Here is a 13,830-nt window from a genome sequence, read left to right as displayed (position 1 = left end):
AATCATAAAAAAAGCCCCGGCGAAACCGGGGCTTTCTGTGTTAACTACGCGGATATCGCGTTTAAGGCAGGCCTTAGAACGGGATATCGTCGTCGAAGTCCATCGGCGGTTCGTTGGAAGGCGCTGCCGGAGCCTGCTGCTGCGGACGGGACTGCGCGCCGCCGCTGAACTGGTTGCCGCCCTGCGGCTGTTGAGGCTGACCCCAACCGCCCTGCTGCTGTCCGCCGCCTGCCGGTGCGCCGCCGCCCTGACGGCCGCCCAGCATCTGCATGGTGCCGCCAACGTTTACCACCACTTCAGTGGTGTATTTGTCCTGACCGGATTGATCGGTCCACTTGCGGGTACGCAGTTGGCCTTCAATGTACACCTGAGAGCCTTTACGCAGATACTCACCAGCGACTTCAGCCAGTTTGCCGAACAGCACAACGCGGTGCCATTCAGTCTGCTCTTTCATTTCGCCGGTCTGCTTGTCACGCCAGGATTCGGAAGTTGCCAGCGTGAAGTTGGCGACTGCGCCGCCACTTGGCATGTAGCGTACTTCCGGGTCCTGCCCCAGATTACCGACGAGAATCACCTTGTTTACGCCTCTGCTGGCCATGTTCGTGTCTCCTGAATACGTTTCTTAATAGTGTAAACGCGCGAGTGTACCATTTCCACGTAGCATTTTAATAGCTGCGAGGCTGATTCCAGAGATAGTACCCGGCTACGACATTGTTGCACACTCGACCTGAATTTGCATTCCGATACTGTATATTCATTCAGGTTAAATTGTGTCATAATTAGCCGTTTCTGCCGTTTGTCCTTCAAGCAAACCAGGCAATCCGTGTATCTACCTACCGGGAAAGGTGAATGGATAAGATCGAAGTTCGGGGCGCCCGCACCCATAATCTCAAAAACATCAACCTCGTTATCCCGCGCGACAAACTCATTGTCGTCACCGGGCTTTCCGGGTCTGGCAAATCTTCACTCGCTTTCGACACCCTGTATGCCGAAGGCCAGCGTCGCTACGTCGAATCGCTCTCCGCCTATGCGCGACAGTTCCTGTCGCTGATGGAGAAGCCGGACGTCGACCATATCGAAGGGCTGTCGCCGGCGATTTCCATCGAACAGAAATCAACCTCTCACAACCCCCGCTCGACGGTGGGTACGATTACCGAAATTCACGACTACCTGCGTCTGCTGTACGCCCGCGTCGGCGAGCCGCGCTGTCCGGACCACGACGTGCCGCTGGCGGCGCAGACCGTCAGCCAGATGGTCGATAATGTGCTCTCTCAGCCGGAAGGTCAGCGCCTGATGCTGCTCGCGCCCATCATTAAAGAGCGTAAAGGCGAGCACACCAAAACGCTGGAAAACCTCGCCAGCCAGGGCTATATCCGCGCACGGATCGACGGCGAAGTCTGCGATCTCTCGGATCCGCCGAAGCTGGAGCTGCAGAAGAAACACACCATCGAGGTGGTCATCGACCGCTTCAAGGTGCGCGACGATCTGGCGCAACGTCTGGCCGAGTCGTTTGAAACCGCGCTGGAGCTCTCCGGCGGGACCGCCATCGTGGCCAATATGGATGATGAGAAAGCGGAAGAGCTGCTGTTTTCCGCCAACTTCGCCTGCCCGATCTGCGGCTACAGCATGCGCGAGCTGGAGCCGCGCCTGTTCTCCTTCAACAACCCGGCGGGCGCCTGCCCGACCTGCGACGGTCTCGGCGTGCAGCAATATTTCGACCCCGATCGCGTGGTGCAAAATCCGGAGCTGTCGCTGGCGGGCGGCGCCATCCGCGGCTGGGATCGGCGTAACTTCTACTACTTCCAGATGCTGAAGTCGCTGGCGGAGCACTATAAGTTTGACGTTGAAGCGCCGTGGGGCACCCTCAGCGCCAGCGTGCAGAAAGTGGTCCTGTACGGTTCCGGTAAAGAGAATATTGAATTCAAATACATGAACGACCGCGGCGACACCTCGGTGCGCCGCCATCCGTTCGAAGGCGTGCTGCATAACATGGAGCGCCGCTACAAAGAGACGGAATCCAGCGCGGTGCGCGAAGAGCTGGCGAAGTTCATCAGCAATCGCCCGTGCGCCAGCTGCGACGGTACGCGTCTGCGCCGTGAGGCGCGCCACGTGTTTGTGGAAAACACCCCGCTGCCGACCATTTCCGATATGAGCATCGGCCACGCGATGGACTTCTTCAACAATCTGAAGCTCTCCGGCCAGCGGGCAAAAATCGCCGAAAAAGTGCTGAAAGAGATTGGCGATCGCCTGAAGTTCCTCGTCAACGTCGGCCTCAACTACCTGACGCTTTCCCGCTCGGCGGAAACGCTCTCCGGCGGCGAGGCCCAGCGTATCCGTCTGGCGAGCCAGATTGGCGCCGGACTGGTTGGCGTGATGTACGTCCTGGATGAGCCCTCCATCGGCCTGCACCAGCGCGATAACGAGCGCCTGCTCGGGACCCTGATCCACCTGCGTAATTTAGGCAACACGGTGATCGTGGTTGAGCATGACGAAGACGCCATTCGCGCCGCCGATCATGTGATCGATATCGGCCCCGGGGCCGGGGTCCACGGCGGCCAGGTGGTGGCGGAAGGGCCGCTGGAGGCCATTATGGCGGTACCGGAATCCCTGACCGGCCAGTTCATGAGCGGTAAGCGCAAAATTGAAGTGCCGAAGCAGCGCGTGCCCGCCGATCCGGAGAAAGTCCTCAAGCTAACCGGCGCGCGCGGCAACAACCTGAAAGACGTGACGCTGACCCTGCCGGTGGGCCTGTTTACCTGCATCACCGGCGTCTCCGGCTCGGGTAAATCCACGCTGATCAACGACACCCTGTTCCCCATTGCCCAGCGTCAGCTTAACGGCGCGACCATCGCCGAACCGGCGCCGTATCGCGATATTCAGGGGCTGGAGCACTTCGATAAAGTCATCGATATCGACCAGAGCCCGATCGGCCGCACGCCGCGCTCCAACCCCGCGACCTACACCGGGGTGTTTACGCCGGTGCGCGAGCTGTTCGCCGGGGTGCCGGAATCACGTTCCCGCGGCTATACGCCGGGCCGTTTCAGTTTTAACGTCCGCGGCGGTCGCTGCGAAGCCTGCCAGGGCGACGGGGTGATCAAGGTCGAAATGCACTTCCTGCCGGATATCTACGTACCGTGCGACCAGTGCAAAGGTAAGCGCTATAACCGCGAAACGCTGGAGATTAAGTACAAAGGCAAAACCATCCACGAAGTGCTGGATATGACTATCGAAGAAGCGCGCGAGTTCTTTGATGCCGTACCGGCGCTGGCGCGTAAACTGCAAACCCTGATGGACGTGGGTCTGACCTATATCCGTCTCGGCCAGTCGGCGACGACCCTGTCCGGCGGCGAGGCGCAGCGCGTCAAGCTGGCGCGCGAGCTGTCCAAGCGCGGTACCGGCCAGACGCTGTATATCCTCGATGAGCCGACCACCGGTCTGCACTTCGCCGATATCCAGCAGCTGCTGGAAGTGCTGCACCAGCTGCGCGATCAGGGCAATACCATCGTGGTGATTGAGCACAATCTCGACGTGATAAAAACGGCCGACTGGATTGTCGATCTCGGCCCGGAAGGCGGCAGCGGCGGCGGCGAAATTCTGGTTTCCGGTACCCCGGAAACCGTCGCCGAGTGCGAAGCCTCGCACACCGCGCGCTTCCTGAAGCCGATGCTAAAATAATTAGCGAGAAAGCTGCTGCCGGACCGGCTCCGGCAGCATTTTCACCGCCTGCTGATAAGACGCATCGACCAGGTAGTAGATTTGCGAATCCGGCAGCGAGCCATCCAGAAAGACGGTGCTCCAGTGCGCTTTATTGAGATGCTGGCTGGGCCGGACGTCGCGATGCTGCTGCCGTAGCAGCTCCGCCAGCTCCGGGCTCGCCTTCAGCGCAACCGCCGGCCGCTGGTCTTCGACCTCCTTCACCATGGCAAACAGCACGTCCGAGACCTTAATCTGCGTGGCTTTCCAGTCGCTGTGGACGCTCTGCTCTGCTCCCGGCTTCGCCATGCAGTACTGCAATAACTCCGAAATTGTCATCTTTTATTCCCCCATGAGCGTCGCAACGATGTGCCGCGAACCGCCGTGTATCCGATGCTCCCCCAGCCAGATGCCCTGCCAGGTCCCCAGCCTGACGCGTCCGTCCTCAACCGGCAGCATCAGCGACACGCCAAGCATCGATGATTTGATGTGCGACGGCATATCGTCAGGGCCTTCATAATCATGTTCGTACGGCGCATTGTCCGGCACGGCGTTGAGAAAATACTGCTCCATGTCATACCGGACGGTGGGATCGCAGTTTTCGTTGAGCGTCAGGGAAGCGGAAGTATGCTGGAGCAGGAGGTGTAGCAGGCCGACCTTCACCCCGGACAGCCCGCGGATCTGGCCGAGGATTTCGTCGGTGACCAGATGAAAACCACGGGATTTAGGCCCAAGCGTCAGGGTTTGCTGATACCACATCATCGACTCCTTTTTGCGAATGAATCCCTCTAAGTGTGCAGCAATACGTGAAAAGGTAAAACCTTCCACCCCGGATTTTGCATAAAAAAACGGCAGCGTCACCGCTGCCGTTTATCACGTTCTGACGCCTGTCAGTATTCGGAATTGACGATCACTTCTTCGCCCAGCGCGCCGGCCATCGGCAGCGGCTTATAGGAGGAGTTGGCGGCACGCAGCACGCGGATCCCGCGGGCGCCCGCCTCGCGGGCGGCGGTAATATCGTTATCCGAGTCGCCATAGAAAACCTTTATCTGCTTCGTCTGCAGCCACTGGGTCTTGGTATTCTGACCCGGCTTATCGCCAGCGAAAATCACTGGGTTCATATTGGCGGCGGGGATAAGAAAATCATCCTGCAGGGTTTTAGAAACGGTTTCTGTTTTGGTCTGGCTGCGGCCGGTGACGAACCAGATGCTGTCGCCACGCTTCACATGCATGGCAATCAGCTGGCGCGCCACCTCTTTTGGCATGCTGAATTCGTCCCAGCCGTTGTTCATTTTTTCCCAGAACTGCGGGTTTTTCAGGTAATCCTCACTGCCGGGGGAGAAGGTTTTTTGCCCGCGCCAGAAACCAGGACTGGAGAAGAGAACGGTGTCATCGATATCAAAGCCGACGGCCATCGGCGGACGCCCCAGCAGGCTGTTCTCAATTTGCGCCACCGAAACCCAGTGGATCGGCGCCTGCTCGGCCAGCTGGGCCACGTTGGTGCCGACCCACAGCGGCTGTGGCGTGGAGGCGCGCGCTACTACGGCGCTGTTCAGCGTGAACAGGAGAGAAGCCGCCGCAAGGGCGAGAGTAAGTTTGCGCATATTTATCCCTAAATCTATCAATCATTATTGTTTTCAATAATGTGCATGCTTAGTAACGCCCCGACCTTACCCGCAGGCGACAGGGATGAAAAGCCTTTTTCGCGTAGATGTCATAGAAAAAGAGGATGATCACAATCAGAGGGGGTTGCCCCTGCCCGTTGACCGGCAGAGACAACCTGCTGGAGAGCGGCTTACATTACCGCGGCAAAGGCTTTCGCGACCTGCTGAACATTACGTGAGTTTAATCCCGCCACGCACATGCGTCCGCTGGCAATCAGGTAGACGCCAAACTCGTCGCGCAGGCGATCCACCTGCGCCGCACTGAAGCCGGTGTAGCTGAACATCCCGCGCTGCTTGAGCAGGTAATCCACATTGCTGCCCGGGGCAACCTGCTGCAGCGCGTCGACCAGCGCCTGACGCATAGTCAGGATATGCGCGCGCATGGCGTCCACTTCCGCCTGCCAGGTGGCTTTCAGCCCGGCATCGTTCAGCACCGTCGCCACCACCTGCGCGCCAAAGCTCGGCGGGCTGGAGTAGTTGCGGCGCACGGTGGCCTTCAGTTGGCCAAGCACGCGGCCTGCGGTTTCACTGTCTTCACAGACCACCGACAGGCCGCCGACGCGCTCCCCGTACAGGGAGAAAATTTTGGAGAACGAGTTGCTGACCAGCATCGGCATCCCGGCGCTGGCGATGGCGCGAATGGCGTAGGCATCCTCTTCCAGCCCTGCGCCAAAGCCCTGGTAGGCGATGTCGAGGAACGGGATCAGCTGACGCGCTTTCAGGATCTCCACCACACGATCCCACTGTTCCGGCGTCAGGTCGGCGCCGGTCGGGTTGTGGCAGCAGGGGTGCAGCAGCACAATGTCGCGCGCCGGCAGCGTTTGCAGCGTCGCCAGCAGCGCTTCAAAGCGCACGCCGTTGGTGGCTTTATCAAACCAGGGGTAAGTACTTACTTCGAAGCCAGCCCCTTCAAATATGGCAATGTGGTTTTCCCAGGTCGGGTCGCTGACCCAGACATGAGACTCAGGAAAGTAGCGTTTGAGGAAGTCGGCCCCGACCTTCAGCGCGCCCGAACCGCCGACCGTCTGAATGGAGGCGATGCGGTTTTGCTTAAGCGCGCTATGCTCCGCGCCAAACAGCAGCGGCGCAATTGCCTGGCGGTAGCCGCTCAGCCCTTCCATCGGCAGATACAGCGAGGCGCCGTGCGGCTCGGCGTTCAGGCGCGCTTCCGCTTCCGCCACCGCCTGCAGCTGCGGGATAATGCCGTCATCGTTGTAATACAGCCCGATACTCAGGTTGACTTTGTCGCTTCGCGGGTCTTCTTTGAAGCGTTCCATCAGAGAAAGAATAGGGTCGCCGGCGTAGGCGTCAACTTTTTGAAACACGCGATGTATCTCCAGGTTTACATGGGCAGGTTCTTACACAATAAACCGGATATGACGGCAGGTCGAGAGGATGTTGAGGGGAAAGTGACCGCGCAGCGGTATAAACCGCTTTTTTGTCCGCGGCTATAGCGATAGCGTACCGGATAAGCGTCTGAGCTATCCGGTACGAACAAGGCTTAGTCGAGGTATTTCATGGCGACGCGGGAGGTCAGTCGCGTAATAAGTTCGTAAGCACTCACTTTCGTTATCTCGGCGATGCGCTCTACCGGGAGTCCCTCTCCCCACAGCACCACCGCGTCGCCGGCTTTATCCTGGGCCTGCGGGCCGAGGTCAACGCAGATCATATCCATCGCCACCCGGCCGACAATCGGCACTTCGCGGCCATTAACCAGCACCGGGGTGCCCGACGGCGCAGCGCGCGGATAACCGTCGCCATAGCCCATCGCGACCACGCCGAGACGCGTGTCGCGTTCGCTGACCCAGGTGCCGCCGTAGCCGACGGGCTCCCCTGCTTTATGTTCGCGCACGGCAATCAGGCTGGACGTCAGGGTCATCACCGGCTGACAGCCAAAATCTTTCCCGGTGGAGCGATCGTCCAGCGGCGACACGCCATACAGGATAATGCCCGGACGCACCCAGTCATAATGCGACTGCGGCCACAGCAGGATACCGCCCGAGGCGGCGATAGAGCGCAATCCCGGCTTGCCTTCGGTAAAGGTGGTGAAGATATCCAGCTGGCGTTCGGTGGCGCCGCAGGTCGGCTCATCGGCGCGGGCGAAGTGGCTCACCACGTTAACCGGCTGGCGGACGTTTTTGCACTGGCTCAGACGCTGATAAAACGCCTCGGCTTCCTCCGGGCGCACCCCTAAGCGATGCATGCCGGTATCCAGCTTCATCCACACGGTCACCGGCTCGGGGAGGTCGGCTTGCTCCAGCGCCGCCAGCTGTTCGGGGCTATGCACCGCGGTATGCAGACGCTGAGCGGCGATCACCGCCAGGTCTTCCGCCGCAAAAAAGCCTTCCAGCAGGAGGATCGGCTGCGCGATCCCCCCCGCTCGCAGGCGCAGCGCCTCTTCCAGGCGGGCGACGCCAAAAGCGTCGGCGTCGGTCAGCGTTCGCGCGGTCTCAAGAAGACCGTGTCCGTAGGCGTTCGCTTTCACCACCGCAACCAGTTTGCTGGCAGGCGCCAGTTCACGCAGACGTTGCAGGTTGTGTCGCAGAGCGCGGCGGTTGATAACTACAGTTGCCGCTTGCATTTGAATTCCTTAATAAAAGAAGGAGGAAGGGTTACTCATCATCATACTGAGGACCGGCATAATTATCGAAACGCGACCACTGACCGTTGAAGGTCAGTCGCACGGTGCCGATCGGGCCGTTACGTTGTTTACCAATGATAATTTCCGCGATGCCCTTAAGATCGCTGTTCTCGTGATAGACCTCATCACGGTAAATGAACATGATTAAGTCGGCATCCTGTTCGATAGAGCCGGACTCACGCAGGTCGGAGTTGACCGGACGTTTATCGGCACGTTGTTCCAGTGAGCGGTTCAGCTGCGACAGCGCCACCACCGGCACCTGTAGCTCTTTGGCCAGCGCCTTCAGCGAGCGGGAGATTTCGGCGATCTCCAGGGTACGGTTGTCAGAGAGCGACGGCACGCGCATCAGCTGCAGGTAGTCGATCATAATCAGCCCGATGCCGCCATGCTCGCGGGCGATACGCCGCGCGCGGGAACGCACTTCCGTCGGCGTCAGGCCGGAGGAGTCATCGATATAGATGTTACGTTTTTCCAGCAGGATGCCCATGGTGCCGGAGATCCGCGCCCAGTCTTCATCGTCCAGCTGACCGGTACGAATGCGGGTCTGATCGACGCGCGACAGCGAGGCCAGAGAACGCATCATGATCTGCTCGGAGGGCATCTCGAGACTGAAGATGAGTACCGGTTTGTCCTGCAGCATCGCTGCGTTTTCCACGAGGTTCATCGCGAAGGTCGTTTTACCCATCGACGGACGGGCGGCGACGATAATCAGATCCGACGGCTGCAGGCCGGCGGTCTTTTTGTTGAGGTCGTCGTAGCCGGTGTTGACCCCGGTAACGCCGTCATGCGGCTGCTGGAACAGCTGTTCGATACGGGCGACGGTGGCGTCGAGGACATCGGCGATGTTTTTCGGCCCTTCGTCTTTATTGGCCCGGCTTTCAGCGATTTTAAAGACGCGGGACTCGGCGAGATCGAGCAGATCTTCGCTGGTTCGCCCCTGCGGGTCGAAGCCGGCCTCGGCGATCTCATTGGCCACCGAGATCATCTCGCGCACGACCGCTCGTTCGCGCACGATGTCGGCATAGGCGCTGATGTTCGCCGCGCTGGGGGTATTTTTGGACAGTTCCGCCAGATAGGCAAAGCCGCCCACGCTGTCCAGCTGTCCCTGACGCTCCAGCGACTCCGCAAGGGTGATCAGGTCAATCGGGCTGCCCGACTCCTGCAGGCGCGCCATCTCGGTAAAAATATGACGATGCGGACGGGTATAAAAGTCGTCGGCAACGACGCGTTCGGCAACGTCGTCCCAGCGCTCGTTATCCAGCATTAAACCGCCCAACACCGACTGCTCCGCTTCAATCGAGTGCGGCGGGACTTTCAGCCCGGCGAGCTGCGGATCGCGTTCGCGGGTTTCTGTCTGTGGTTTGTTGAAGGGTTTATTTCCTGCCATAGCCTAACATTTCACCGATACGGAAAAGAGCGTGACAGTATAGCGAGAAAGCCATTGCCGCTAAAGAACCCATTAAGCATGGCTGGCCTGAGGCGGGTAAGAAAATCCGTCGCTGCCGCCGCAGGCTGTTAAGCTTACTGGATAATCTCAGAACAACACAGGAGCGAATATGGCAACACGCATCGAATTTTCAAAACACGGGGGGCCGGAGGTGCTTCAGGCGGTTGAGTTTACCCCTCGCGATCCTGCGGAGCATGAAATTCAGGTCGAAAACAAAGCTATCGGCATCAATTATATCGACACCTATGTTCGCAGCGGCCTCTATCCGCCGCCGTCGCTGCCGAGCGGTCTGGGCACCGAGGCGGCCGGCATCGTCAGTAAAGTTGGCCATGGGGTGACGCACATTAAGGCAGGCGATCGGGTGGTGTACGCCCAGTCGGCGCTCGGCGCCTACAGCACGGTGCACAATGTGCTGGCCGATAAAGCGGCGGTCCTGCCGGACGCCATCTCTTTCGAACAGGCCGCCGCGTCGTTCCTCAAAGGATTAACGGTCTGGTATCTGTTGCGTAAAACTTACGAAATTAAGCCTGATGAGATGTTCCTGTTTCATGCCGCCGCCGGCGGCGTGGGGCTGATTGCCTGTCAGTGGGCGAAAGCGCTGGGGGCGAAACTTATCGGCACCGTCGGCAGCGCGCAGAAGGCGCAGCGCGCCAAAGCGGCGGGCGCCTGGCAGGTGATTAACTATCGCGAAGAACCTATCGCGGAGCGGCTCAAAGCGCTCACCGACGGTAAGAAAGTCGCCGTAGTCTATGACTCGGTAGGGAAAGATACCTGGGAAGCCTCTCTGGACTGTCTGCAGCGCCGCGGCCTGATGGTCAGCTTTGGCAACTCCTCCGGCCCGGTGACCGGCGTTAATCTGGGGATCCTGAATCAGAAAGGTTCTCTGTACGTCACCCGCCCATCGCTGCAGGGCTATATCACCAACCGGGAAGAGCTGGCTGAAGCCTGCAGTGAGCTGTTTTCGCTGATCGCCAGTGGAGTAATCAAAGTGGACGTGCCCGAGAGTCAGACCTATCCGCTGACCGAAGCGCGACAGGCGCATGAAGTTCTGGAGAGCCGGGTGACACAGGGGTCGAGTCTGCTGCTGCCGTAAGCGGACAAAAGGACAAAAGTTTAGGGCTTCCACCTGGGAAGCCCTTACTTTTTTTTAGTTCGGCTGTATGTAGGGTACAGCGCGATGAATTCGTTAACGCGCTAATAGTGACAGATTTGCGTAGCGATGCCTACGCGGTTCTGTGCAAAATTGTTCAGGTTGTGACACACCCCTCAATACCTTAGTAACGCCAACGGTTATTGTCGCGAAAAGCGTTTCCCTCCGGGGTTTTCAGCGCCCGAATAACCCACACCACCACCACCGCCAACAGCAGCCACGGCAGCAATTTGATCATTAAAGCAAACAAACCGCCGACGAACATCAGCGCCGTAGCCACCACGATGGCGGCGATAATCCCCAACAGCGATACGCCGGTGACCAGCAGCATGACAAAAAATCCGATGACAAATAACAGTTCCAGCATGGCTCTCTCCCCACAGTCATTAATATGTCGCTCTGCAGGTATTACAAAAAACATGCCAACAATAACCATCTGAATTTAATAGAAAACGCCCCGTGCTGGCGCGCGAGGCGTGGTCAATTTCACCAGGTTTTGGTGAGAAACTAACGCTTATCGGCCACCAGCTTCAGGGCCTGCTCCAGCACCGCAATGTCGGCGCCGGCTTTATGCGCATTTTCGCTCAGGTAGCGACGCCACTGGCGGGCGCCTGGGATACCCTGAAACAGTCCCAGCATATGACGGGTGATATGGCCCAGATAGGTGCCCTTGCTGAGCTCGCGCTCAATATACGGGTACATGGCCCGCACGACGGCCACCGGATCGGCATCCGCGCCGGCGACGCCGAAAATCTCCCGGTCGACCGAAGCCAGAATACCCGGATTCTGATAGGCCTCACGCCCGACCATCACCCCATCCATATGCTCAAGCTGCATTCTGGCTTCATCCAGCGATTTGATACCGCCGTTAATCGCCATCGTCAGGTGGGGGAAGTCACGCTTCAGCTGCCAGACGCGGGGGTAATCCAGCGGCGGGATCTCGCGGTTCTCTTTCGGGCTCAGACCGGAGAGCCAGGCTTTGCGGGCGTGAATAATAAACATCTCACATTCGCCCTTGCCGGAGACCGTCTCAATGAAATCACAGAGGAATTCATAGCTATCCTGGTCGTCGATGCCGATACGGGTCTTCACCGTGACCGGGATCGACACCACATCGCGCATCGCTTTGATACAGTCGGCCACCAGCGGCGCGTTACCCATCAGGCAGGCGCCAAACATCCCGTTCTGCACGCGATCGGAGGGGCAGCCGACGTTGAGATTGATCTCGTCATAGCCGCGCGCCTCGGCCAGCTTCGCGCACTGCGCCAGGGCCTGCGGGTCGCTGCCGCCGAGCTGCAGAGCGACCGGGTGCTCTTCTTCGCTATACGCCAGGTAGTCGCCTTTGCCATGAATAATCGCCCCGGTGGTCACCATTTCGGTATACAGCAGCGTATGCCGCGACAGCAGCCGCAGGAAGTAGCGGCAATGTCGGTCAGTCCAGTCGAGCATCGGCGCGATGGAGAAGCGATGAGCAGGGAAAACAGGTGACGTTGATTCAGGCATCATGGCGAATAAATAAGCATCCGGGTAAAAAGGGGCGCTACTATAGCATAAAGATAAATCACAGGCGCGTAGTGCGCCGCGCTTCGCCCCTTCCCGGTGTCGATTACTTTATCCGCGGTTTGCCGTCATGTGGGCCAAAGAACTGCGGCGGATGGTCAACCCAGCGATCCTGGCGCGTCGCGGCATAGCCAGGATTGAGCGGGTAGTAAATTCGGTTGTACTTTTTGTTGGCCTCACCCACCACCAACAGACGAACCTCCTGCTCGGTGTTATTGAGAAAAGTGTGGCAGATGCCGGTACCAGCGGGAAAACCCACGCTGTCCCCCGGCTCCAGTTTCCAGAGATAGCCGTTTATCCACACTTCCGGATAGCCCTCCAGCACATAGATGAACTCTTCCTCATCGCTCTCCGCGTGCGGGTAAGAGGTGCGCCGCCCGGGCGGCAGTCTCTCGTGGTGGATCCCCAGCCGGTTGAGGCGTAAACCGCGCCCCAGCGGCGCGCCAATGGAAAAACGCTCCGGGCTGTCGGGATAAGTGGCATCGTCGGGCCCTTCCAGTTCGCGCCAGTGGCGAATGCAATCAGGTCGTTTCATCGTTTTCTCCCGAAAATGAGACACTTCAGATATAGCATACCTGGGTCAGGCGTGTTGCGATTAAATCGGGCATGACGGTTTTAGCAGCCGGCTAAGGCGCAGCCTCCACGAGCGTCAGCGGCCAGCCCCCGGAACTGGCGCAGGCACCGACAATCTGAAGTATGACCCGCATCACCCGTCGGGTCTCGGCGTTTTCCGCGGAACGTGATAAAGTAACAGATTCAATTTCACGCAACCTGAGGATGCTCATGGATAAGACCCCTTCGCAAGAGATGTTAGCGCATGCTGAAAAGCTGTGTGCGCAACGCGGCGTACGCCTGACCCCACAGCGTCTGGAAGTGTTGCGCCTGATGAGCCTGCAGCAAGGGGCAATCAGCGCCTACGACCTGCTGGATCTGCTGCGCGAGAAAGAGCCGCAGGCGAAGCCGCCGACGGTCTACCGCGCGCTGGAGTTCTTACTCGAGCAGGGTTTTGTCCACAAGGTGGAATCGACCAACAGCTATGTGCTGTGTCATCTCTTTGACCAGCCGACCCACAGCTCGGCCATGTTTATCTGCGACCGCTGCGGCGTGGTGAAGGAAGAGGCGGCTGAAGGGGTGGAAGATATCATGCATACGCTGGCGGCCAGAATGGGCTTCGCCCTGCGCCACAATGTGATTGAAGCTCACGGCCTCTGCGCGAGCTGCGTGGAAGTAGAAGCCTGCAGCACGCCGGGACACTGCCACCACGATCATACTATTCAGCTCAAAAAGAAAGCCCGCTGAGCGGCAGCCGCAGCGGGAAAAAGGGTTAACAGCGCGTCCCTGCGCCATTCAGACAGGCACTAACACAAATGCTTCTTTCTTCGGATCAAGGAACGCTACCAGCGATAGTCGTTCTTATGCTCCCAGTCTGAGACTTCTTTCTCAGCCTCATCTTTCGCATAGCCGTAACGCTCCTGAATTTTGCCGACCAGCTGGTCGCGCTTCCCTTCGATTACGGTCATATCATCATCGGTAAGTTTGCCCCACTGTTCCTTGGCTTTACCTTTCAACTGTTTCCAGTTACCGCCGATTTCGTCTTTATTCATGATAACGTCCTCATCATTCGGTGGGTTTACAGCCCGTTTTGTGCCGGACATGGTATTAACTATAGATGAGA

The 13,830-nt window shown here is 58.7% G+C and carries 14 protein-coding genes; 3 read left to right on the top strand and 11 right to left on the bottom strand.

Annotated features, from left to right (window positions below; translation table 11 throughout):
- Positions 1-73 precede the first annotated feature (73 nt).
- Positions 74-598, bottom strand: coding sequence for a single-stranded DNA-binding protein SSB1 (gene ssb1, locus ACQUTP_RS18830; RefSeq protein ID WP_004151744.1), 525 nt, complete (start codon positions 596-598; stop codon positions 74-76).
- Between the two features lie 251 nt (positions 599-849).
- Here ssb1 and uvrA point away from each other — a divergent pair, with 251 nt between their 5' ends.
- Positions 850-3,675: an excinuclease ABC subunit UvrA gene (gene uvrA, locus ACQUTP_RS18825; protein WP_004206306.1), complete on the top strand. Its 2,826-nt coding sequence runs from the start codon at positions 850-852 to the stop codon at positions 3,673-3,675.
- On the opposite strand, the gene ACQUTP_RS18820 is transcribed toward uvrA, so the two are convergent.
- The 6 genes from ACQUTP_RS18820 to dnaB form a co-directional block, all read right to left on the bottom strand.
- Positions 3,676-4,032, bottom strand: coding sequence for an MmcQ/YjbR family DNA-binding protein (locus ACQUTP_RS18820; RefSeq protein WP_004206305.1), 357 nt, complete (start codon positions 4,030-4,032; stop codon positions 3,676-3,678).
- A 3-nt stretch (positions 4,033-4,035) separates the two neighbouring features.
- Positions 4,036-4,452 (bottom strand): secondary thiamine-phosphate synthase enzyme YjbQ, encoded by a 417-nt coding sequence (locus ACQUTP_RS18815; protein ID WP_004206303.1) that lies wholly within the window; start codon positions 4,450-4,452, stop codon positions 4,036-4,038.
- Positions 4,453-4,583: 131 nt separating this feature from the next.
- Positions 4,584-5,297 (bottom strand): acid phosphatase AphA, encoded by a 714-nt coding sequence (gene aphA / locus ACQUTP_RS18810; RefSeq protein ID WP_004206302.1) that lies wholly within the window; start codon positions 5,295-5,297, stop codon positions 4,584-4,586.
- A gap of 191 nt (positions 5,298-5,488) precedes the next feature.
- Positions 5,489-6,682 (bottom strand): aromatic amino acid transaminase, encoded by a 1,194-nt coding sequence (gene tyrB / locus ACQUTP_RS18805; protein WP_049093102.1) that lies wholly within the window; start codon positions 6,680-6,682, stop codon positions 5,489-5,491.
- Between the two features lie 176 nt (positions 6,683-6,858).
- Positions 6,859-7,938 (bottom strand): alanine racemase, encoded by a 1,080-nt coding sequence (gene alr / locus ACQUTP_RS18800; protein ID WP_048294005.1) that lies wholly within the window; start codon positions 7,936-7,938, stop codon positions 6,859-6,861.
- A 31-nt stretch (positions 7,939-7,969) separates the two neighbouring features.
- Positions 7,970-9,385: a replicative DNA helicase gene (dnaB, locus tag ACQUTP_RS18795; RefSeq protein ID WP_002884942.1), complete on the bottom strand. Its 1,416-nt coding sequence runs from the start codon at positions 9,383-9,385 to the stop codon at positions 7,970-7,972.
- 169 nt (positions 9,386-9,554) lie between these two features.
- Here dnaB and ACQUTP_RS18790 point away from each other — a divergent pair, with 169 nt between their 5' ends.
- On the top strand, positions 9,555-10,538 hold the full coding sequence (locus ACQUTP_RS18790; protein WP_043519214.1) for a quinone oxidoreductase: 984 nt from the start codon (positions 9,555-9,557) through the stop codon (positions 10,536-10,538).
- Positions 10,539-10,719: 181 nt separating this feature from the next.
- On the opposite strand, the gene pspG is transcribed toward ACQUTP_RS18790, so the two are convergent.
- From pspG to ACQUTP_RS18775, 3 genes are all read right to left on the bottom strand, one after another.
- Entirely contained in the window at positions 10,720-10,962 is a 243-nt protein-coding gene (pspG, locus tag ACQUTP_RS18785) for an envelope stress response protein PspG (RefSeq protein WP_017900119.1), read from the bottom strand.
- Positions 10,963-11,102: 140 nt separating this feature from the next.
- Positions 11,103-12,101 carry a tRNA dihydrouridine(20/20a) synthase DusA gene (gene dusA, locus ACQUTP_RS18780; protein WP_048322675.1) on the bottom strand — a complete coding sequence of 333 codons (999 nt, stop codon included), beginning with the start codon at positions 12,099-12,101 and terminating at the stop codon, positions 11,103-11,105.
- 100 nt (positions 12,102-12,201) lie between these two features.
- Positions 12,202-12,690, bottom strand: coding sequence for a cupin domain-containing protein (locus ACQUTP_RS18775; RefSeq protein WP_004206295.1), 489 nt, complete (start codon positions 12,688-12,690; stop codon positions 12,202-12,204).
- A gap of 248 nt (positions 12,691-12,938) precedes the next feature.
- On the opposite strand from ACQUTP_RS18775, the gene zur reads away from it, so the two are divergent.
- Positions 12,939-13,454, top strand: coding sequence for a zinc uptake transcriptional repressor Zur (gene zur, locus ACQUTP_RS18770; protein WP_004206294.1), 516 nt, complete (start codon positions 12,939-12,941; stop codon positions 13,452-13,454).
- 95 nt (positions 13,455-13,549) lie between these two features.
- On the opposite strand, the gene ACQUTP_RS18765 is transcribed toward zur, so the two are convergent.
- Positions 13,550-13,759, bottom strand: coding sequence for a CsbD family protein (locus ACQUTP_RS18765; RefSeq protein WP_032456811.1), 210 nt, complete (start codon positions 13,757-13,759; stop codon positions 13,550-13,552).
- Positions 13,760-13,830: the final 71 nt, after the last annotated feature.

Origin of the sequence: Klebsiella sp. 2-CIP_Kleb., assembly GCF_050378715.1 — a bacterium.
GTDB lineage: Bacteria > Pseudomonadota > Gammaproteobacteria > Enterobacterales > Enterobacteriaceae > Klebsiella > Klebsiella quasipneumoniae.
Note: the sequence above shows the minus strand (reverse complement) of the source record. Positions and strands in the feature narration are given on the sequence as shown.